This window comes from Geobacillus lituanicus, from assembly GCF_050994965.1.
GTDB lineage: Bacteria > Bacillota > Bacilli > Bacillales > Anoxybacillaceae > Geobacillus > Geobacillus stearothermophilus.
This window is the reverse complement of sequence record NZ_CP194773.1, coordinates 986,860-1,007,297: the sequence shown is the minus strand read 5'-3', so window position 1 is coordinate 1,007,297 and position 20,438 is coordinate 986,860. Positions and strand designations below refer to the sequence as shown.

The window sequence follows — 20,438 nt, the reverse complement described above, 5'->3', positions numbered from 1 at the left end:
GCTTTAGAATAAGTCAAAACCAAGTGGCAGCAGCAGTCCAAGGAACAGCGTCACCACAAGGGCAATGACCCATTGCGTCCATCCTGCCGCCGCGCTTTTTCCTTTTTTTACAGCTGCTAAAACCATTTCCATCGCTCCGATCACCCACAGCCCGGCAAGCGCTTTTAGCCAATAAAGCGCGGATATCGAAGCAATGCTATGCAGCAAAAGCCCCCCCGTCGCGATCGTGAGAATGTAAAACAGCCGCAACACCATTTGCACGATCTTGGCTTTGCCCGCCCCTTGCCGCTCCATCGACACCGCAAGGAAAAACAAAACAATCGTGATGAGCCAGCTCGTAATATGGGCATGCGTCAACATCCATCCCTCCAACCATTCCTTGTTCCTTCCTATCATAGCACGGCGGGCGGACGGTTGACAAACTTCACGAAAACGAAAGACGCCCTTTCTTTCAAGAGGACGCCTTTTGAGCATCAATGGGGGCTTCCTCACTTTCGCCGTTTACTCTCCCACTTTGTTGCGCAACATGCCGATGCCTTCCACCGTCACCTCAATGACATCACCCGTCTGCAAAAAACGCGGCGGGTTCATCCCTTTGCCGACTCCAGCCGGCGTTCCTGTCGCAATGATGTCGCCCGGCTCAAGCGTAATGCCTTTGGAGATCGTCTCGATGATCGATTCAATGGAAAAAATCAACTGTTTCGTGCTCGCGCGCTGGCGCACTTCCCCGTTCACCCGCGTTTCAATGCGCAAGTCATTAGGATTCGGGACAAAACGGCGCGGCACAATCCATGGCCCCATCGGGCAAAATGTATCCAGGCTTTTGCCGAGAAAATATTGTTGGTGCCGCTCCTGCAAATCTCTTGCCGTCACATCATTGATAATCGTATATCCAAACACATAATCAAGCGCCTCTTCCCGGCGGATCGCCCGCCCTTGTTTGCCGATAATCACCGCCAGCTCCCCTTCATAGTCCATTTCATCCGTGACATCGGCATGGCGCAAAATCGTTTCCTCATGGCCGATGACCGTTGTCGGCGCTTTCGTGAAGACGATCAAATGCTCCGGCACATCGGCGCCGCCGAGCTCCAGCGCGTGATCAACATAGTTTTTTCCAATGCAAAAAATGTTTTTCGCCGGCCGTGGGATCGGGGCCAAAAGACGGACATCGTTGAGGCGATAAACGTACTCCCGCGTCGGATGGCCTAGCGCCCAGTCAATCACTTTTTGCGCCCGTACGAGAAACTCCTCCCCTTGGGCAATCGCTTCAACCATCGTCGTCGGCATCGTCTCCGTTCCATCCATCGCCCGTTCGGCGCGGCGCAAATGAACCGCCCGGTCGTCTCCTTGCGGCACGACTCCAACAAACGTTTCTCCATCGAAAAGTGCGGTGATCAGTTTCATCGTGCCTCTCTCCCTTTCATTGTTATGTAGCGGACGCTTCGTGAACTCTTCTCTTCCACCCGTCTTCGTCATTTTGGCGCGTTGAGGATGATATTCGCCATCGAGGCGAAAAAGTCCTGCTTTTGTAGAATTTTGTCTAAATTAGGAAATTTATCACTTATTTTCCCGAATCGCTTCCTTTTTTCGTCGGGATATGTATAATAATGTTTAGTTTCCACTAGGGCGTCGATTGCGACTTTCGTCATGCAACAAACGTCTTGCATCGACGCGGCATGCCTCAACCAACATTTCAAACAATTGATGGTGAAGGAAATGGTTCTGTTGCAAATTGAAGAAAAACGACAACAAATGATTGAATTGGCGCTCACGTATGGGTTCACGGCCAAAGAGACGATCGAATGCAGCCAAGAGCTTGACCAATTGATCAACCAATATTTGCAGCACACGAGAATGTTGGAATCGCCTTCCCCGTCCGTTCAGTAAGCGGGGATTTTTATTGCCCCGGCCGGCGGCGAAACGGCGGCCGCGTTCCGTATGTCCCCCACCTCCACATCCACTCAACCGGACCATAATGAAAACGCGCAAACCAAAAGCGGCTTATCCACACTTGAGTTGCATACAAAGCAAACGCAATCAACATCTCCTGCCATGCGCTTGTGCGTCCGTACCACCCAAGCCCATAACCATAAAACAGCGACGTGCAAACGAGCGATTGCGCGAGATAATGAGTGAGCGACATTTTGCCAACGTCTTGCCACCACCGCCAAGCGCGCTGCCAACTTCGTTTCCCGCAGACGAACACGGCGGCCGCCGCGTAGAACACCGCCAATGCGGCGCCTCCAAAGCTGTCTTGGATGTACATGGTCAAGTCGTTGACCCCAGCCCAATACGGAATGGTTTTCAGTGCTAAACCAAAACATAGCGCCCACCTCATCAGGCGGCGCAGCTTCGCAGGCGAGTGACGATCGGCTTCAAGCCAACGTTGGTCGGCGGCATAGCCGCCAAGCAAACAAAACGGCAGCACGGTCAACACCGTAAGCAAAAGCCCTCCATCGCCGTTGATATACATCCAGTCGTTCCACCGTTGCCAAAACACGTCACCAAACGTTCCGCTTTGATAATGACGAACCGCTGCGGCCGCCTCAGCCTCGTGGCCGCCAACTGGTTTCGTTCCTCCTGTCCACATGCTGAGGGCCATTAGCAGCACCATAAGGCCGTGAAAAAGAAGAAAGACAGCGACAGCCGCCGTCCGCCACCAACGAGGCGGGGCGGCGAAAAAGAAAAGCATGATGAACCCGACGAGGGCGTAGGGGATTAAAATATCGCCAAACCAAAGGCCAAACGCATGAACCATGCCGATCCCAAGCAAAAGAAAGAAGCGGCGCAACAGAATCGGAATCGGCCGCTTTCCGCGGCTGCTGATCCGGCGGAACATGGTCATCGCCCCGAACCCGAATAAAAACGCAAACAACGGATAGGCGCTCGCTTCAAACAATACGTCGACGACCGCGTCCAAAACTCGGTCAAAAGCACCGCCCTTGACGCTTTCGTCGTATAACGCTGGCGAGGAAACATAACGCATGTTGACAAGCAAAATGCCGAGCAAGGCGAATCCACGCAACACATCCGCCGCGGCGTTTCGCTCGGTCGATCTGATCATCGCTTTCTCCCTTCTTTCTACTGCCTAGTCGTCTGCGCAATCGGCGGCGCCTTACCGCCTTGCCGGCACGCCCTCCGCCTTATTCATTTCATTCGGCGCGCTCTCCTCTGTCCGTCTGAAGACACATGCCTGTATCATCAGTTGACATAGCGACCCGATTTTCCGATTGCATCCCAATATTGGCGGCGCAAGTGTACTTTCTGAATTTTTCCGGAGGCTGTTTTCGGCAGCTCATCAACAAACGTAACACCCGTAATGGCTTTGAAATGGGCTAGTTTTTCCCGTGAGAAGGCAATCAGCTCTTCCTCTGTCACATTGTCCCCTGGTCGGACGACGACAAACGCATGCGGCGTTTCCCCCCATTTTTCATGCGGCACGGCGATGACGGCCGCTTCAAGCACAGCCGGATGCTCATAAAGCGCTCCTTCGACTTCAATCGACGAAATATTTTCCCCTCCGCTAATAATAATATCCTTTTTCCGGTCGACGATATCAATATGCCCGTATTCATCGACGGTCGCCATATCGCCGGTATACAGCCAGCCGTCGCGGATCGTTGCGGCGGTCGCTTCTTCGTTTTTCCAATATCCTTTCATGACGCCATGGCTGCGGACAATCACCTCACCGATCGCCCGTCCATTCTTCGGCACTTCCTCTCCATTCTCGTCGACGACTTTCACCTCGCAGCCGATCATCGGATAGCCGGCTTTCGCTTTCAGCCGCTGCTTTTGTTCGGCAGGCAGTCCGTCAAGCTGTGGACGAATGAGCGAAATCGTGCTGAGCGGAGACGATTCGGTCATGCCGTACACCTGGGTGAACTACCCCCACTTAATTTTCTAGAGAAAATTTGAAGTGGGGGCTTCCAAAGAAGTTTGACTGCTTCAAGCAATCCTTATTCTTTGAGGCGTGTCCACTTCGCCGCTAGAGCATAAGACACTTAGGTCTACAGCTTTACTTTTCTTTAAGATGTTTAATGCGCCATTGACATCAGCATTAATTAGTTTGCCAGACTTTGTTCGATACAAGCCGCGCTTAATACGTTTGCCGCTGAACTTATATTCTTTTGGATTGTCGGCATTATATTCAGGAATCTCATCGCCGTCAAAAAAGCTGGCTTGAGACGTATATGATTCTTCCTGTTTCAAGAATTCAATGCCGTAAAATTCACAAAGATATTCTATACCCGTGGTGCTAGATAAACTTGATCAAGCATAAAAATAGCCCTTGCTGGCGGATCTCCAGTAGAATGAAAGTGTCACCCAACATTCGAAAGGAGAGATCCCCCATGCAAGAGCACTTTCATTTTACTACAGATCCAGCCAAACTTCAAAAACAATATGCCGCTATTTTCTGTTTTGTTTCTGCCCAACTGTCGTTGATTCAAATGTATCTTCATCGCCGCAACCGTCACTTGGTCAAGCAAGAAGACGAAGTGGTCATGGCGGTTCACCTTTTGGGGAAGCTGCTGGGCTTTTCTTCCGAACGAGCCTGGCATCGTTTTGTCACGGGAAATTTGTTCACAAACGGCTCGTTTCTTGAACGCTCCCGATACAACCGCCGCTGCCGAGCGCTTGGTTTCGCCATCAAATGGATCCGTCATGAGCTGGCGAAACGTGGCCAACACCATGCTTATGCGGTCGTCGACAGCTTGCCTCTTCCGTTGTGCCATCCCGTGAGAATGCAGCGCGTCAAGCGATTTCGAGGGATCGCAGATATGGGGTATTGTGCTTCCAAAAAGCAATGGTACTACGGTTTCAAGCTGCATCTTCAAGTGACCAATCAAGGGCTGGCCATGGGCTATGTCGTGACGGAAGCGTCCTGCCACGACGTCAAAGCCGCTGAAACGGTGATGACTCAAATCCCTCATCCCTACAACTTTGGGGACAAAGGGTACATCAGCCACGCTCTTCGAGAAAAGCTGTACGAAGAACACCAAGCCGCGTTCTGGACACCGTCTCGACACAATCAAAAGCACGGCCCATCCAAGGCATGGGAAGAATGGATCAGGAAAAAACGCAAAGTCATCGAGACGGTGTTTTCGATTCTCGTAGACCAATACCGGATCACCGACATTCGAGCGAATTCCATGGCCGGGTTTGAAGTGGCACTCGATGGCATCTTGTTGGCTTATTCCTTGGTTACACTAGGGCTGGTTGAGCGCTGACGCTCAACTAGCACCACGGGTTATACTATATTTTACTGAATCTATCCTATTTTCAGCAAAATATAGTTAAGGCGATTCATCTCCCACTTACTCCGCTTCGCTTCGTTGAAGTGGGAGTCTTCTCGCCTAATTAAGATAAAGAAAAAGAGGGCCGTCCCAAAAGTCGTAAAATGACTTTTGAAGTCAGCCCTCTTTCTTGGATAGTCCACTCCATTGCGCCAAAAAAGAACCTGGTTTCTTCTTTTTTCCAAAAACGAACGCTAGGGGAGTCGTCTCGACAATAGCTAGTTATTTCCTTTCACCCCGGCGTCCAAGACATCCGGATCGACCGTATTCGTGACGCTGCAAAACGTATTCGTCTGCAAAAAGTCGCCCGTATTGCCGCCGCCGGCGCCTGAATTCGTCTTTGAGGTGCTTTTGGGAGCGATTTGCAGCACGTCGCCCATGTTCACCGTGCCGTTGCCGCCTACACTCGTTACTTTAATCCCGCCGATGACGATCGCTGGCATCGGTTGTCCCTTCCTTTCCATTCCTTCTCATTAGCATATGCTGACAACTTAACCGCCGATTGGACATCCGCCCCGCGTTGAACCAGTTACGTGTTTTTTTCATACAATATGCTATAACAATGGGAACAAAAGGAGGAGGAGCGAGTGCCTTCGTTTATCAGCGGACCGATTAAAATCACTCATGTGAGCGGAGATGGCACGGTCAATTTTGGCGATGTTTTGCAAATCACCCCAAAGAGTACGTCCAAATCGCACACCGGCTCTGGGGGAAGCAACAACGGTGATTTCCTGCAAACGAACACATTTGTCAGCTTTACCAACACCGGCGATCCGGATATGATAGACGCGAACAAATCCGCGAACAATTAGGGCGAACGTCAGCCGGCTTGCGCCTATACACTATAGCAGCAACTGCGAAGCTGGGAAAGGAGCATGCCCCATGCCAGCTTTTGTCGGAATCGTGAAACTGAATAGCATCGGAAGCAGCGGCGTGTTCCATATCGGCGACGTGTTTGCGATTTCCCCGCAAAGCGTGACCAAAACGTTCGCCGGCGCCGGCTCGTTCAACACCGGCGACGGGCTTCATGTCTACAACTATTACAGCAATACGAATACGCATGACGCCGATGTCGCCGATGAAAATGTCGTCGGGAACGTATGAAGGAGGAGAAGGAGGTTGAATGTTTACATCAGCCAAAGCATTTGCATCCATCAATTGCGGATTGGCTCCGTCACCAACTCATCCGTTTTGCAAATCGGCAGCGCCGGCAGCATCCAAGCATTGTCAACGCTTGCCAACACCGGCGGTTTCACTGGCCCGGCTTCGCAAGCGACCGTGCCGCTTGGCACCGCCGCCCAGCCGTCCGCTCCTCTCGTTCCTCTCCATTCGGCCACCCGCTAAATGCAGAGAAAAAAGTGATGAGGACGACAGGCCGTCCATATATTGAAGTAAGAGGGGAATGTGAGAGGATGATGGTGCACCATGAGTATATACGACTATTTCGTCCAACTGCGCCGCTATTTATTATGGCAGACAAACAAAGTACGGACACTCGAACGACGTCTTTCCGTTCTCGAAGCCCGGCTGCGGGAGCTGGAATCGCAGCCGCGCACTACGATCGAGCGAATTGAATACAAATTTGACCAGCTGAAAGTGGAAACGCTCAAAGGAACGCTCAATATCGGCATCGCCCCACCGGGGGCCGGCGGCACCATCGAAGATTTCGCTGTCGAACCGGTGAAAACCGTCGTCCCAAAGCCGGAGCCGGTGTTGATGCGCCCGATTCAGGAAAAAGTAGCCGCCTACTTAAACAGTGAGGCGGCAGAAACATTGAAGCGGCTTGAGCAGCAATACAACCGCCGCCTTGATGATACGTACCGGCAGTTTATTTTGCAAGATATCGCCCGACAGACGGATGAACGCATCCGCTTTTATTTGCAAGAGAAAGCAAACCAAGGCTATGTTCCCGCGGGCGATCGCGATGAAACGGTCGAAAACGAGATCTTCCAAAAAGTGAAAGCGGATATTGAACAATCGCTCGACGCGTTTTTGAAACACTTGCCTTCAGGGGAGGAATCAACGTGAATTATACCGTCATTAACCGCGACGTGCATGTCGGGGACATCCGCTTGACAGCCGTCGCCAGCGCCTCGCTGTTTTTAATCGGCGATGCTGATGTGATCAACTTATCGTCTGCGTTTGATACGCCGCCGGAATCGCTCATCATCGGCCCGTTTGTCCCGCTCGTGCCGGCTCGGGGTGGGGCATCGTGAAACGGACATCGATCGTTCAGGCGCTCCATGCCGAAACGTTGGTTATTAGCTCTGTGCTGCAAATCGGCGACTCTGAACGGATTTCCGCCCGCACACGCGCTTTAGCCGTGCAGCGGCAATACGAGCTGTTTTTCGAGCCAGAAGGGGAACAAACATTCCCGATTTTTACCAAGCCGATTCCACGCTGGTCTTCCCCGCCGCCGGTTGCATCACAACAGACGCTCCACGAATCCCCGATCATTTCCGTCCGGTCGATCCGCGTGCTAGGGATCTCCTCTTCGGCCGTTGTCCACATCGGCTCAACCTCCATCGCTGAAGGCGAAGCGCGCATCAAACATATCCGCCAGCTGGCCGGCCCGATGCCGTCAGCAGCAGATATATAGAGGAAACGAGGAAGTTTAACATGTCCCCTGACGGAAAAACGGTTTGCCCCTTTTCGACTGTCGAGGGAAAGCCACAGGCTCCTCCGTCACGCCTTGGCGTGACGGAGGACCGAACAACCGCCTGCTTCACAGACCTATATAATGGGTCTGGAAGTGGCGTTGTTCGGTCGCCCGACAGTCGATCAAATACTCGGTAAAAGTTGCAAATGGTAAATCTTCAAATTGCATCTATATAAGTTGCAATAAAGATTTTCCGATTGTTCGATTCTGTTTTCCTTCATAACAAGTCATTTTGATAGAATGCAGCGGGCGCTCTACTGGATGTAAAACAAAGTTTCAACTTATATATATAGAAAGGAAGAGCTGTAATGCCTTCATTCGTCGGTCCGATCAAAATCAACAGCGTCGGCAGCGGCGCGGTCGTGCAAATGGGCGACTGCTTGTATATCGCACCAAAAGTCGCCACGAAAACGCAGGCTGGATCCGGCGGGTTCAACACCGGCGACTTTATCATGACAAACAACGCAATCAGCTTTACAAATGCGTTTGATCCCGATGTATCTGACCAAAACGTGGCCGCCAACAACTAAATGGGGGCAAGGACCGCCCCCTATCCCCCCGTTCCTTCAATCCAGTGGGCCGGACTAACCAGCCGGCGCAGCGGCCGCTGGCAACGCATCCGCCAAGCACTGCTCCCGACAGACAGGTTACATCCATTCAAGCCGGACGCGCGTGCCGGGGCCGGACGGCTCCGCCGGCTCGACAATGAGACGGCGCGGTAGCCGGTTGCGAATCTCTTGGACATGGCTGATGACGCCGACAGCCAGCTGCTGCGTATGCAACTTTTCCAAAGCAGAAACGACCGTATCGAGCAGCTCGGCATCCAATGTGCCAAACCCCTCGTCCAAAAAGAAAAACCGGAGCGGATATTCACCGCGCAACTGAATTTGCGCCGACAGCGCCAGCGCCAACGACAGCGATGTCAAAAACGTTTCCCCGCCGGACAGCGTCGACACCGGCCGCCGCACCCCCCCGTTGGCATCATCGCAAATCAAAAACCCGCCTTGCGAATCGAGCTCAAGCGCATAGCGATGGCGCGTCAACTGCTGCAGCCGCTCAGACGCCATGATGGTCACCTGTTCGAGTTGCTCTTCCGCCATAAATTCGACAAAACTATTGCCGCGAAGCAACGTTTGCAGCTGTTTGTACCGCTCAATTTGGCGGCCGAGAGTTGCCTGCCTCGCCTCCAATTCAACAAAACGGACATGTTTTTTTCTCAGCTCCGCCACTTTTCCGCGCACCGCGCCAAGCTGCTCGGTCATCATCTCAGTGTGCGCTTTCAACTCGTTGTATACTTGCTGCATCATCTCCCATTGTTCAGCGCTCACCGCTTCTTCGCCGATGACAGCCGCCAGCTGGGCGCGGCGGTGCTCAGCCTGCTCGACCTGGCGCCAGTAAAGGCGGATGGCTTCGTCCCATTCATCACATTGCGCTTTTGCCGCCCTCGACATTCGCACTTCTTCAGCATCAGCGAACACAGTGCCGGCCAAGGCGCGGCGCCAGCGAGCGAGCGCTTCTTCCTCGCGGCGGGCCGCTTCCTCGCACGCCTGCTTCGCTGCCTTCGCCTCACTTTCTGTCGCCTGGTATTGCTGTTGGGCGCGCTGCCATTCATCGTACGCCTGCTGTTCGCCGTTTTGCAGCCGGCGCCATTCGGCTTCCGCTTCCCGAAGCTGCACACCTGCCGGGCCAGGTCCGGCCTTCTCGCGCCGTTGCCGCTCATATTCTTTCCACAGCTCCTGTTTGGCGCTCATAAGCGATTCGAGGCGCACCCGCTCCGCCTCAAGCCGGCGACGCTCCTCAGCCGCCTGTTCTTTTGCTCTTTGTTTTTCTTCTAAAAATGGAACGCTGTCTTCAAGCCGTTTTTGTACATCACGCCACATTTTCTCTTGTTCGCGCAGCTGCTCGTAAACCACCGCGATCGTTTCCAGTGAAAAGGAAGGATGCGCCTCGCGCCACTGCCGTTCAAGCTGCTGTTTCTCCTCTTCAAGGCGCTGTTTCTCCGCTTGCAGCGCTTCGATATCCGCTGCCGCCCATCGGCAGGCGTTTTCCGCTTCACGCCGCGCCGCTTCCGCCTCATTCCACTGCGACAACGCCCGGTAAACCGCTTCTTTTCGTTCAATGACATCCTGCCCGAGCGCCCGGACTTCAACGGCCATATCGACGGTTTCGCCTGCCGGGCGGACAGCCGCCTGAACAGGGGGTGTCCCGTGGCTGGCCGCCAGCGCGGCAAGCTGCTCAAGCTGCGCCTTGAATGAGAACAGTGTCTGCAAATCTTGTTCGCAACGCTGCCGCTCTTGCTCGAGCTCAGACAACCGACCAGAGGCTACCGTCTGCGGCCTGGCGGACGGATGCGGGTGCTCACGCGAGCCGCACACCGGGCACGGTTCACCGGGACGGAGCCGCTCAGCCAGAACCGCTGCCAGTTCGGCCGTCTGTGCCTCTTCGATCCGTTGCTGCTCCGCCTCGATCTGTCGCCGCAAAACATGCAGCCGCTTTTCGATATCTTGTTGCCGGATGCAGACGGAATGGTGCGTTTGTTCAACAAGCTGAAACAGTTGATGAAGGCGGGCGCCGGCAGCGGCGGCGCGGCGCTCCCGCTCAGCCCGCTCTCGTTCGGCTTGGCGCCAGGCAGCTTCCTTTTGCTGGAGCTGCACATCGACGCGGGCGAGAGCGGACGCCGTTTGCTCAATGCGCCGCTTCTCTTCGCAGGCGCGCTCTATTTCGTCTTTGCCAGCGAGCGCAACGGCATGCCGCTGCAACTCTTCTTTCAGCTCCTGTTGGCGCGCCAAGCCGCGCGCGTACCAGGCCTCCGCTTCCTCGAACTGACGCTGCACCGCTTTTTCCCGGTCCGCCAAGCGGTTCCACTCCTCATGGAGGGCGGCGAGCTCCGCCTTGAGTGTTTCCATTTGCCGTTCGAGCTGCTCCGCCTGCCGCAGCCGCTCCATTTGCACCAACAGCTCTGGCTCGCGCCGCGCTTTTTCCTGCCGCGCCTGCTCATAGCGGCGCACGGCATCCTCATAGTGGGCTTTGGCCGCCTCCAACTGTCGCAACGCCGCCTCCTGCCGCTGCAGCGCCGCGGCCTGCAGGAGGCGCATCTGTTCGTACTGCTCCCAGTACGGCCAAATGCGCTCCGCCTGCTCGGCCCGCCCTTTTTTCGCTTCAAGCGCCCGCACTTCGGGCTCCCGCCGGCGCAATGCCGATAATTCCGCTTCAACCGCTTCTTTTTCCTGCTGCCACGCCCGAAGCTGCTTCGCCCGTTCGACGTCTGCCTCGATTTTCTCAAGCTCTTTTTTGCGCTTGGCAAACAGCGCTGCAAGCTCCCGCTCCTCGGCTTCTGCCTGCTCAAGCGCCGCTTTCGAAGCATCGCCGAGCCCCGCTTTTTCCGCTTCGATTTTTTGCCATTCCTGCTCCGCGGCGGCGAGCCGCTCTTTTAACTTTTTATTCAACTCGTCACCGTATCGTTCAAGATGGAACAGGCGCTGCAGCATTTGCCGGCGCTCCGCCCCTTTGAGGGATAAAAACTCGGCAAACTTCCCTTGCGGCAAAACGACGGCGCGGGTAAAATCTTCCATAGTCAAACCAAGCAGCTGTACGACCGCCTTGTCTACATCAGAAAGCTTGTCCGCGAGCACGACCGGCTCGGCCTGATGTTCGATCAACCGGCAGACGGCGCTCCGCGTCCGCCATTCATCCGCCCTTTTCAAACTGCGTTCCACCGTGTACCGTTTTGCCCCAGCGGCATTTTCCAATTCGAACGTAAAGGAAACGAACAGTTCCTTTTCAGCGTGGTTGATGATCGCTTGTGTCCGATTGGCCGCCCGTCCGACACTTCCGAACAGCGCGAGCGTGATGGCATCCAAAATCGTCGATTTGCCGCTTCCGGTCGGTCCAAAAATGCCGAATACGCCGCCGTCGCAAAGGGCCGTAAAATCGATCGTTTGTTTTTCACGAAAGCTATGAAGCCCGGCGATCGTCAAGGAAATTGGCTTCATTCCTCTTCTCCTTCCCCTTCCTTCTCCTCGGCCGCCAATTCCAAAAAAAGGCGCACGAGCTCTTCATCCGGTGTTTGTCCGCCGGTTTGACGTTCGTAAAAACGCCGGAACATTTCTACAAGGGAAAGCGGTTTGCGGTCTGTTTCAGCCGCCGCCTCCCGCTCCCGTTCCGGAAACACCGGGCGGATATGGATAAACCCTTGATGAAGCTTGCGCAGCCGTTGAATCTCTTCCATTGTTAACGGCTCGTTTACATGGACCTCTAAATCGATCCAGCACGACCGGTCTCTTCCTTCCTCGCACCAACGATACACTTGGGCAAGTCCGTCCGTCGCCTTCCAACGGACAAGCGGTTTTCCGGAAACAAGCGGAATCTCCGTCACGTTGGCCTTTCCGCCCGGCTGGACGTCGACAACCGTCACCGACTTGGTGTGCCCAGCTTCGGAAAAGCTGTAAGCAAGCGGTGAACCGGCGTAGCGCGCCGCCGTCTCCGCCCGTCTGACGTCCTGCGGGCGGTGCAAATGACCGAGCGCCACGTATTGCGCCGCCCCGGGCAAACTGGCAGCCGCCACCGTATAGGCGCCGCCCACCTCAATCGGCCGCTCGGAATCGGACGTATGGCCGCCAGCCACGTATAGATGGCTCATCACAACATTGACAGTTTCATCGGCAAATGAGGCGGCCATCGCAGCGAACAACGCCCGGATGCGGTCGTCGTACCGATCGCGAAGCGCGGTTTCCTTATGGTCGGATGACAATAGCTCAGCGAGCCGCGATTCAGACGGGTACGCCAACGGCGCAAGCATCATCGCCTCGCCGCACGACGGAACGTCAATTCGGCAAACTTCCGCCTGTGGGCGGCCAAAAAGGAAAATGTTGTAGTCGGAAAGCAGCGGCCGGGCGGCGCTGATGCGGTCCGGATGGTCATGGTTGCCGCTGATGACCGCAACCGGACGCCGGCCTTTATCGGACAGTCGGGCCAAACTCTCGTAAAACAGCTGCTCCGCCGCCGCCGGCGGATTGACGGAATCGAACACATCGCCAGCCATCAAGACGACATCGATTTGTTCTTTTGCTACAATCTCGACAAGTTCGTCGATAAACGCCTCTTGCTCCGCCAACCGGCTTCGGCCTTCAAGCGTCCGCCCGAGATGCCAGTCTGCCGTATGCAAAATGCGCATCGTCTTTCCCCCTCCGCGTCATTCCACCGCGATAATGTATTGGCCGTCAAACGAATACAAATAGCACTCCGCTACCGGCACGCGCCAAATTTGCTCAATCGCTTGCCGATACAGGCGCATTTGCGTTCCGTAGCGGCCGAGCAAAAAGCGGGCGGCCTCCTCTTTCTGGCCGGCAAAACGGCCGGTCACCTCATCCGTTTTATAGTCGATCATCACATAACCGCGCTCATCCGCAAACACACAGTCAATCACCCCTTGGACAAGCACCCGGCGGTCGTCTTCCATCCCGTCATGCCCGTAAAGATGGGAAGCCGGAAGCCCTAGACTGAATGGCACTTCCCGGTGCACCTCGCGGGCGGCGCAAAGGCGGCGGCCGATATCCGTAGCGAAAAAGGCGGCGATCGCGGCCGCATCGACCGCTTCGGCTTGCTCGGCCGACAACAGCTCTTTTTCGATGAGCCGACCCATTTGCTCACGGATGGACGCTTCACTGACCGGCGCACGCAAGTCGAGATGGCGCATGACGATATGAAGCGCGGTTCCTTTTTCCGCCGGCGTCAACGTTTTTTCCTGCATAAAGCGCGGCCGCGAGAAAATCGGCGCTGTTCCTTGGCGCAGCGGCCATTCACTCGCCAGCTCGCCAAACAGCACCCGTTGCTCTTTCAGCTCCGACACCGACTGTTTGGCGCGCACAATCGTCCCTTTTTCATAGCGATACCGCCATAACAAACGCCGCTCTGCTTCCTCTTTCCAGCCGCCGCCAGCCGGAACAGGGCGGCCATGTTCAAGCGCAGCGAGCATGCTCTCGTCCGCCTGGCCGGCAGCCGCCTCGCCGCTGCGCAGCTCGGCCGCGGGCACAATGGCAATACGCCATACGGACGGATGGGAGGCGATTTCATCCGGCGCCTTCTCTCCCGCTAAAATGCGCCCGTCGCGGTGGCGAATGAGCGCCCGGCCGATCCAGTCTAAATAGGAACGGGCCGATGCCCGCACATCGTCGGGAAGCAGCCATTCGCGTTCTCCCGCAACGCCTTTCCATTTTTCGATCTCCTTATCGGCATCGTTGACCGCGGCGAGCAAATAAAGCTTCTCTTTCGCTCTTGTCAGCGCAACGTACAAAATGCGCATTTCCTCGGCGAGCAGCTCGAGCCGCTTTTTCACTTGGATCGCCAGCAATGGCAGCGTTGGATAGCTGATGCGCAGCTGTGGGTGGACAAAACGGGCGCCAAAGCCGAGCTCTTTATCCAGCAAGTACGGATGATGCAAATCCCGCGTATAAAACGGGCGGGCGAGTCCGGCCAGAAAGACGACCGGAAACTCGAGCCCTTTGCTGCTATGGATCGTCATCACCCGCACGACATCTTCCTGCTCACCAAGCGGCCGGGCTGCTCCTAAATCATCGCCGCGCTCCTGCAGCCGCTCAATAAAGCGGAGAAAGCGGAACAGCCCGCGAAAGGCCGTCGATTCGTATTGGCGAGCGCGATCATACAAGGCGCGCAAATTGGCCTGCCGTTGCTTTCCACCCGGCAGCGCGCCGACAAAATCGTAAAATTGTGTATCGCGATACAGCTGCCAGATGAGGTCGGCCAACGAGCGGCGGCGGGCCATCGTGCGCCAGCGCCCGAGCTGCTCCAAAAACGCGGCCGCTTTTTTCTTGGCGGCCTCCTCCTCATCCGTTTCCGCCGGCTTTTGCCGGAACAACTGAAGCGCCTCATAAAACGTTCCTTTTGGATCGGCGAGGCGGATCATGGCCAGCTCGTTTTCATCAAAGCGAAACAGCGGCGAGCGGAGCACAGCGGCGAGCGGAATGTCTTGGTGCGGGTTGTCAATGACTTTCAGAAGCGACAGCATCACCGAAACTTCCGTCGCCTGAAAGTAGCCGGACGATAAATCGGCAGCCGCCGGAATGCCGTGCGCCTGCAGCTGCTCGATCATTTGCGGGGCGTTCGTCATCGAACGGACGAGCACAACGATGTCTCGGTACATGGCACGCCGCGGTTGCCCGCTTGAGCGGTCATGCACATAAAATGGCCGCGACACGATTTCTTTGATTTTCTCGGCCATTAGGCGCGCCTCCAGCTCGGAGCCCTCAAGCTCCGCCGCCTCTTCGTCCTCTTCTTCCACCGCGCGCTGCCGGTTGATGATCATCACTTCCGGAACAGTATCCGCCCCATCCGGATAATCGGCGCCATACTTAAGCTGGGCTGCTTCATCGTACGCCATCTCCCCAACGGTTTCCCCCATGATTTGTGCAAAAAGGAAGTTCGTGCCGTCCAGCACCTCGGCGCGGCTGCGGAAATTGCGCGCCAAATCAATTCTCATTCCCCCTGCGGCCCCATCAGCGGCAAACCGTTTGTATTTGTCCAAAAACAGCATCGGCTCGGCGAGGCGAAAACGATAAATCGACTGCTTGACATCGCCGACCATAAATAAGTTGCCAGTCCGCTCGCTTCCTTTTTTGACGAGCTGCAAAATCGCTTCTTGCACAAGGTTCGTATCTTGATACTCATCGACAAGCACTTCATCAAACTGCGCTTGGTACTCCAAAGCGGCCGCCGATGGCCGCCATTCGCCCGTTTTCGGGTCGCGCTGCCGCAAAACATGCAGACAATAATGTTCCAAATCAGAAAAGTCGACGATCCCTTTTTCACGTTTCACGGCTTGAAACCTAGCGGAAAAACGGCGGACAAGCGCAACGATCGTCTCAACCGCCGGCTTCATCTCCCGCATATGGCGGATCCAGACAGACGGGGGCAGCGAAAATATGTTGTCGCGCAGCGCTTCCAGTTTCTTCTTCGCCTGATCACGAAGCGATTTCGCCTCATCGACGAGCCACTTGTCATAGCCATCGCCGCGACAGCCCGGAAGCCGGCCGAACGCCAGCGACTGCAAAGCACGATACAGTCCTTCCCACGATTGCGACCGCCATCTTTCAAGTTCAGCGACAACGGCGGCATCCTCGCGTAGCCGTTTCTCATACGGCCGCGGCCCGCCCGGTTCCTGCGCAAGACGCAACGCCCTTTCGATGAGCCGTTTGGCCGCTGCCAGCTCCATCGCCGCATGTTGGTTGATATAGCGCGATGGCAAAAGCGACTCGGGCGGCGTCTGTTCATCGACCTCATACATGGATACAAGGCCTTTCAGCCATTCATCGGGCGCGGGGTGGGAGCGTGAGAAGTCATGCAACGCGAAAATCATGTCTTGCAGCTCGGCATCGCTCCGGTCTCCGGTGTAAGCATCAATGACGGCAAAAAAGCGCTCGTTATCCGCCTTTCCATATTCCTCCTCAAGCAGCTCCTCAAGGACGTCCTCTTTCAGCAGTTCGATTTCTGTCTCATCAGCGATGCGAAACGACGGATCCAGATCGAGCAAATAATAATATTTGCGGATGACATCTAAGCAAAACGAATGGAGCGTCGAAATCGAGGCGCGGTTGAGCAGGCTGAGCTGGCGCCGCAAATGGAGCGAATGCGGCCGCTTGGCGAGTTCGCGCTCGAGCGCCTCGCCGATCCTTGCTTTCATCTCAGCCGCCGCAGCGTTCGTAAACGTGACGACAAGAAGGCGGTCAATATCGGTCGCCTCGTCTTCCGCCGTTACTTTTTGGATGATTCGCTCAACAAGAACGGCCGTTTTTCCAGACCCGGCCGCCGCAGCGACGAGAACGTCCCGGCCGCCGGCCACGATGGCTTTCCACTGTTCATCCGTCCACCGGCTTCCGGCCGGCTTCGGGCGAAACGCAACGCTCAAGACTCTCCCCTCCCTTTCGTTATATTCTTCATCACGTCTTCCCCCGTCTGTGGGGCAAGCTTTCGGAATTCGTTGCCGGACAGCGCCTCGTCAAATTGGCATATGGACTTAAAGGCGCAAAAGTCGCACGCTGTTTTGCTTTTCAGCTTGTACGGGGCAATCGATACAATGCCGTCAGCGATTTGTCCGCCAATATCGGCAAACAGACGGCGGACGTGCTGGCGAAGCGCATCAAAATCAGAAGCGCTCGCGACCGAAGACTGCGAATGAATCGCCCCGCTGCTCGTCAGCCTAACCGGCACAATCAGCGACCGCTGCCCTTTTTCCAATTGACTGTCCATCAGCCGGATTGCCTCCACATCGGCAAGCAGCAGACCGCGCATCCGAAACGGCTCAAGAAGTTGTTTCGCCATCTCCGCTTCATCGTCAAGCCACTGCTTCGCCTTCACAATCGGATTATGGACATGGAAATAGAGCACCCCGGCCGGCAGCGCCGGCTGTTTGACAAGTTGCTCAGCATACGTGAGCACAATGTCCAAATAGGTAAGCATTTGCAACGCCAAACCGTAATACACTTCCGTCAAATCAAGCGTTTTGGCGCTCGATTTGTAATCGATGATGCGAAGAAATACTCCTTCGCTGCTTTCTGCCTTGTCAACGCGGTCGATTCGCCCGACAAGCTCCATAACCGTCCCGTCGCGAAGTTGAAAGCGAAGCGGCGGCAAGTCGCCGCCCGGTCCAAACGCCAGCTCGAGCCCGATCGGAACAAAGCCGCTCGCCCGCGCATGCTCGCTCAACACGTGGGTCGTGCGGGCGACAACGTGTTTTAATTTCCGTTTCATATATTCATAGCGAGACGAACTGGACAGCACTTGCTGTTGAATGAGGGGGGCAAGCCGTTCGACCGCTTCATCCGACAGACGCTCGCAATCCGGTTGGGACAGTTCGCGCCAATCAACGTGCTGTTCGCGCAGCCGGTCGGCGATTTGTTTAATGGCCGCATGGAACAACTGGCCGACATCCGGCGCCTCGAGGCGGAAAATGCTTCGCTCCTTCAAGCGCAGCCCGTGTGAAATAAAATGGGCGTACGGGCATTTTTGAAACTGCTCCATGCGCGAGACGCTCGCCTGAATTTTTTTTCCGTACAACCGCCGGCTCCATTGTTTTTTCAACGGCGCGGCTTTGTTTGTATAAAACAGCGCCGACACCGCCTTTTGCACCCTCTCGTTCCATTCCGGGCGGGCGATGAACACGTTGTACACATCCCACCAAAGCGGATCGATGCCATAGTTTCGCTTCCATGCGCGCAGCTGGCTGACCAAATACGTTTGTGTCGCCTGCGGCGCTGTCACAAACGCCTCTGCCTTCTCTTCCGGGGCATCGAACGGATCGTTGCCGCACAAGCGCACCTTCACCTTCGGGAACAGCTCCGACAATTGTTTAATCAGCGGCGATGGCATGAGCGCTTTCCCTTCGCCATCGGCCAGCGGGTATGTAACATACAGCCGTTCGCTTGGACAGGCAAGCGCCAGGTAGATAAAAAACGGATCGTAAAACAGCTGTTCCCGGCTCCCCGGCGCAAGCGCCACACCGAGTTCGCGCAGCTGCTCCCGTTCGATTTCCGCCATAAGCCCATCCTCTTTCGCCCTGGCCGGAATGACGCCATCGTTGACGCCAATGACAAACGCATACTTCACGCCGATGAGGCGCGAACGGTCGAGCTGGGCGACGATCACTTGATCGATGGCCGGCGGCACAAGGGAGAACTCAAGCCGGTCAAGCCCGGCCTCGATAATTTTGGCAAATTCGGCTAACGACAACGGTTCCGCTCCGAGCATTTCAACGTATTGGTCAAGCAAATCGATGACCGCGTTCCACACCTGCTCATGCTGGCGCGCTTCCACGAGGCGGCCTTCCGCTTCCGCCTGCGCGCTCATTTGTTCCAGCTTTTTCGGAATCTGCAATTCTTCTAACAAGAGATATAGCGCCGTGCAATACCCGCGCCCGTCCTTAGCCCGGCGCAAACGGCGCTCAAGGCGGCGGAGCGGGGCGGCCAGCGTCTCCCGCCATTCGTTCAACTTGTCCTCAAATTGCCGTTCTTCATCCGTCTGCGGCACATTCAACCCGTCAAGCGCCCGGTAGCGCCGATACGGCCAGCGCTCGCCGCTCGTCCATTTGTCCCCCTTCATCCCATAAGCAAGAACATAGTTTTCGAGTTTGTCGGCTGCCTCGCGCCACATGACCAAGTCACCGTCCAACGGAAAGAGCAAATCCGTCTTCACAGCGCGAAACACCGCCTCATACCGCCAGTTTGTGGAAATGGTTTCCAAAGCAGCGCGCACAAGTTCAATGAGCGGATGATGGTGCATCGGCTCTTTTTCATCCATAAAATACGGGATGCCAAAATCAAAAAACACCGTCTTCACAAGGTCGCGGTACGCCTCCGTTTGGCGGATGACGAGCGCGATGTCGCGATAGCGCGCCCCTTCGTCGCGGACAAGGCGGATGATTTCCCGGGCGACCGCTTCCAGTTCTGCGCGGCGGTTGGCCGCCTCATAAAGGCAGACCGCACCGTCTTCCGCTTCGTAAGGCGGCAGCGGGCGGCGATGAAACTGCGCCTCGAGATGGGCGAGCGCCCCGCTTTGATGACGTCGGTTTTCCGCGAGCACGACCGGCTCTTCAAGCAAAACATCGTTGGCCAAGGCAAGCTCGCGCAACTGGCGGTACGTCTGCGCCGGCAGATAAAACAAGTCGAGCTCGTCCGGCATCGCACCATCATACGGGCGGTCGACCGTCAGGCAAACGGTGACCCGCCGGCAATGACGAAGAAGCTGCTCAATCACTATGTATTCTTGCGGGGCAAAATGATGGAATCCGTCGATATAAACATCGGCATCGCGCAAATAGCAGGAGCGGGGGATTTGTTCGGCGAGCAGGCGCAAATAATCTTCCGAATCGAGGTAATGGCCGCTTAAGCTCCGCTCGAGCTCTGCATAAACGAGCGCGACATCGCTGAGCTTATCGGCCAGCAGGCGCCGTCCCGGCCGGCTCGGCCCGCTTTCCAGCTCCTCGACACGGCGGCGAAGCTCGTCCGGCGTTAAGCAATACCGCTTGCATTCGGCGATCATCTCATGCAGCTGCTCGACAAAACCGCTTTTGTCCGCCGCGCGGCCAAACAGTTTAAGCTCCTGTTTCCGCTGTTCAATAATTTTGCGAATCATCATTTGCACGCCGACATCGTGGACGTGGTAGCGGTTCATGCCTCCCGTCTCCTGCAAGACGCGCCAGGCGAGGCGGGGGAAGCTGAACACTTGGGCGCGGATCATTCCTCCTGCTCCCTCGGTATGGATTAAGGCGTATTCACATTGAAACGTCATCTGCTCCGGAACGAGGTAAACAATCGTCTTTCCTCTCGGATCTTCCTGCAGCTTGCGGCGGATTTCCGCAAGACACATAGCCGTCTTCCCGCTTCCCGATCGTCCAAGAAAAAAGCGAAGCGACACGGCGATCACCACCATTCGTTTCCTTTATCTCCTCTATTTTAGCACATATGTTCGTATTTGGT

General features: G+C 55.7%; 17 protein-coding genes and 2 pseudogenes. 9 read left to right on the top strand and 10 right to left on the bottom strand.

Features of this window, described 5'->3' with window-relative positions; genetic code table 11:
- Positions 1-3: 3 nt before the first annotated feature.
- Both ACR1UW_RS05095 and ACR1UW_RS05090 read right to left on the bottom strand, forming a co-directional pair.
- Positions 4-357, bottom strand: a complete 354-nt coding sequence (locus tag ACR1UW_RS05095; protein ID WP_025950975.1) for a YisL family protein — start codon at positions 355-357, stop codon at positions 4-6.
- A gap of 144 nt (positions 358-501) precedes the next feature.
- A complete protein-coding gene (locus ACR1UW_RS05090; RefSeq protein WP_237419885.1) occupies positions 502-1,404 on the bottom strand; it encodes a fumarylacetoacetate hydrolase family protein in 903 nt (300 codons plus the stop codon).
- 300 nt (positions 1,405-1,704) lie between these two features.
- Between ACR1UW_RS05090 and ACR1UW_RS05085 the strand changes: the two genes are divergently transcribed.
- A complete protein-coding gene (locus ACR1UW_RS05085) occupies positions 1,705-1,887 on the top strand; it encodes an aspartyl-phosphate phosphatase Spo0E family protein (RefSeq protein ID WP_080706486.1) in 183 nt (60 codons plus the stop codon).
- A gap of 10 nt (positions 1,888-1,897) precedes the next feature.
- Here the strand turns inward: ACR1UW_RS05085 and ACR1UW_RS05080 are convergent, their stop codons facing one another.
- The 3 genes and pseudogenes from ACR1UW_RS05080 to ACR1UW_RS05070 all read right to left on the bottom strand — a co-directional run.
- Positions 1,898-3,064, bottom strand: a complete 1,167-nt coding sequence (locus tag ACR1UW_RS05080) for a DUF418 domain-containing protein (RefSeq protein ID WP_498934756.1) — start codon at positions 3,062-3,064, stop codon at positions 1,898-1,900.
- 137 nt (positions 3,065-3,201) lie between these two features.
- Positions 3,202-3,882 (bottom strand): annotated as a pseudogene (locus ACR1UW_RS05075) (AMP-binding enzyme); the annotation flags it as partial.
- A gap of 63 nt (positions 3,883-3,945) precedes the next feature.
- Positions 3,946-4,245 (bottom strand): annotated as a pseudogene (locus ACR1UW_RS05070) (zinc ribbon domain-containing protein); the annotation flags it as partial.
- Between the two features lie 104 nt (positions 4,246-4,349).
- On the opposite strand from ACR1UW_RS05070, the gene ACR1UW_RS05065 reads away from it, so the two are divergent.
- The gene (locus ACR1UW_RS05065; protein WP_014195574.1) at positions 4,350-5,228 is read left to right on the top strand and encodes an IS982-like element ISGsp1 family transposase; all 879 of its coding nucleotides are present in this window, start codon (positions 4,350-4,352) and stop codon (positions 5,226-5,228) included.
- Between the two features lie 284 nt (positions 5,229-5,512).
- Here ACR1UW_RS05065 and ACR1UW_RS05060 read toward each other — a convergent pair whose 3' ends face one another.
- A complete protein-coding gene (locus tag ACR1UW_RS05060; protein ID WP_096225733.1) occupies positions 5,513-5,737 on the bottom strand; it encodes a spore germination protein in 225 nt (74 codons plus the stop codon).
- 144 nt (positions 5,738-5,881) lie between these two features.
- Here ACR1UW_RS05060 and ACR1UW_RS05055 point away from each other — a divergent pair, with 144 nt between their 5' ends.
- From ACR1UW_RS05055 to ACR1UW_RS05025, 7 genes are all read left to right on the top strand, one after another.
- Positions 5,882-6,106 (top strand): spore germination protein, encoded by a 225-nt coding sequence (locus ACR1UW_RS05055; protein WP_096225734.1) that lies wholly within the window; start codon positions 5,882-5,884, stop codon positions 6,104-6,106.
- Between the two features lie 70 nt (positions 6,107-6,176).
- Positions 6,177-6,398, top strand: coding sequence for a spore germination protein (locus tag ACR1UW_RS05050; RefSeq protein ID WP_094239649.1), 222 nt, complete (start codon positions 6,177-6,179; stop codon positions 6,396-6,398).
- Between the two features lie 15 nt (positions 6,399-6,413).
- Positions 6,414-6,638: a spore germination protein GerPB gene (locus tag ACR1UW_RS05045; protein WP_033011652.1), complete on the top strand. Its 225-nt coding sequence runs from the start codon at positions 6,414-6,416 to the stop codon at positions 6,636-6,638.
- 81 nt (positions 6,639-6,719) lie between these two features.
- Positions 6,720-7,322 carry a spore germination protein GerPC gene (locus tag ACR1UW_RS05040; protein ID WP_237419883.1) on the top strand — a complete coding sequence of 201 codons (603 nt, stop codon included), beginning with the start codon at positions 6,720-6,722 and terminating at the stop codon, positions 7,320-7,322.
- Positions 7,319-7,510 (top strand): spore germination protein GerPD, encoded by a 192-nt coding sequence (locus ACR1UW_RS05035; RefSeq protein ID WP_033011648.1) that lies wholly within the window; start codon positions 7,319-7,321, stop codon positions 7,508-7,510. The genes ACR1UW_RS05040 and ACR1UW_RS05035 overlap by 4 nt, the downstream gene beginning before the upstream one ends.
- Entirely contained in the window at positions 7,507-7,893 is a 387-nt protein-coding gene (locus tag ACR1UW_RS05030) for a spore germination protein GerPE (protein ID WP_498934752.1), read from the top strand. The genes ACR1UW_RS05035 and ACR1UW_RS05030 overlap by 4 nt, the downstream gene beginning before the upstream one ends.
- 368 nt (positions 7,894-8,261) lie before the next feature.
- The gene (locus ACR1UW_RS05025) at positions 8,262-8,483 is read left to right on the top strand and encodes a spore germination protein (RefSeq protein WP_033011644.1); all 222 of its coding nucleotides are present in this window, start codon (positions 8,262-8,264) and stop codon (positions 8,481-8,483) included.
- A gap of 117 nt (positions 8,484-8,600) precedes the next feature.
- Here ACR1UW_RS05025 and ACR1UW_RS05020 read toward each other — a convergent pair whose 3' ends face one another.
- Genes ACR1UW_RS05020 through addB form a run of 4 tightly spaced genes read right to left on the bottom strand, consistent with a single transcriptional unit; the run spans position 8,601 to position 20,376 of the window.
- Complete coding sequence (locus tag ACR1UW_RS05020; RefSeq protein WP_498934749.1) at positions 8,601-11,945, bottom strand: AAA family ATPase; 3,345 nt, start codon at positions 11,943-11,945, stop codon at positions 8,601-8,603.
- Entirely contained in the window at positions 11,942-13,126 is a 1,185-nt protein-coding gene (locus tag ACR1UW_RS05015; protein ID WP_047817861.1) for an exonuclease SbcCD subunit D, read from the bottom strand. The genes ACR1UW_RS05020 and ACR1UW_RS05015 overlap by 4 nt, the downstream gene beginning before the upstream one ends.
- 18 nt (positions 13,127-13,144) lie before the next feature.
- Positions 13,145-16,873 (bottom strand): helicase-exonuclease AddAB subunit AddA, encoded by a 3,729-nt coding sequence (addA, locus tag ACR1UW_RS05010; protein ID WP_498934747.1) that lies wholly within the window; start codon positions 16,871-16,873, stop codon positions 13,145-13,147.
- Positions 16,870-20,376 (bottom strand): helicase-exonuclease AddAB subunit AddB, encoded by a 3,507-nt coding sequence (gene addB / locus ACR1UW_RS05005; RefSeq protein WP_498935261.1) that lies wholly within the window; start codon positions 20,374-20,376, stop codon positions 16,870-16,872. The genes addA and addB overlap by 4 nt, the downstream gene beginning before the upstream one ends.
- Positions 20,377-20,438 lie beyond the last annotated feature (62 nt).

Bases quoted from the DNA above. Each gene is read 5' to 3' on its own strand.
- ACR1UW_RS05065 (WP_014195574.1), top strand. From the start codon at position 4,350: ATGCAAGAGCACTTTCATTTTACTACAGATCCAGCCAAACTTCAAAAA.
- ACR1UW_RS05015 (WP_047817861.1), bottom strand. From the start codon at position 13,126: ATGCGCATTTTGCATACGGCAGACTGGCATCTCGGGCGGACGCTTGAA.
- ACR1UW_RS05080 (WP_498934756.1), bottom strand. From the start codon at position 3,064: ATGATCAGATCGACCGAGCGAAACGCCGCGGCGGATGTGTTGCGTGGA.
- ACR1UW_RS05050 (WP_094239649.1), top strand. From the start codon at position 6,177: ATGCCAGCTTTTGTCGGAATCGTGAAACTGAATAGCATCGGAAGCAGC.
- ACR1UW_RS05090 (WP_237419885.1), bottom strand. From the start codon at position 1,404: ATGAAACTGATCACCGCACTTTTCGATGGAGAAACGTTTGTTGGAGTC.
- ACR1UW_RS05060 (WP_096225733.1), bottom strand. From the start codon at position 5,737: ATGCCAGCGATCGTCATCGGCGGGATTAAAGTAACGAGTGTAGGCGGC.
- ACR1UW_RS05025 (WP_033011644.1), top strand. From the start codon at position 8,262: ATGCCTTCATTCGTCGGTCCGATCAAAATCAACAGCGTCGGCAGCGGC.
- ACR1UW_RS05020 (WP_498934749.1), bottom strand. From the start codon at position 11,945: ATGAAGCCAATTTCCTTGACGATCGCCGGGCTTCATAGCTTTCGTGAA.
- ACR1UW_RS05085 (WP_080706486.1), top strand. From the start codon at position 1,705: ATGGTGAAGGAAATGGTTCTGTTGCAAATTGAAGAAAAACGACAACAA.
- ACR1UW_RS05040 (WP_237419883.1), top strand. From the start codon at position 6,720: ATGAGTATATACGACTATTTCGTCCAACTGCGCCGCTATTTATTATGG.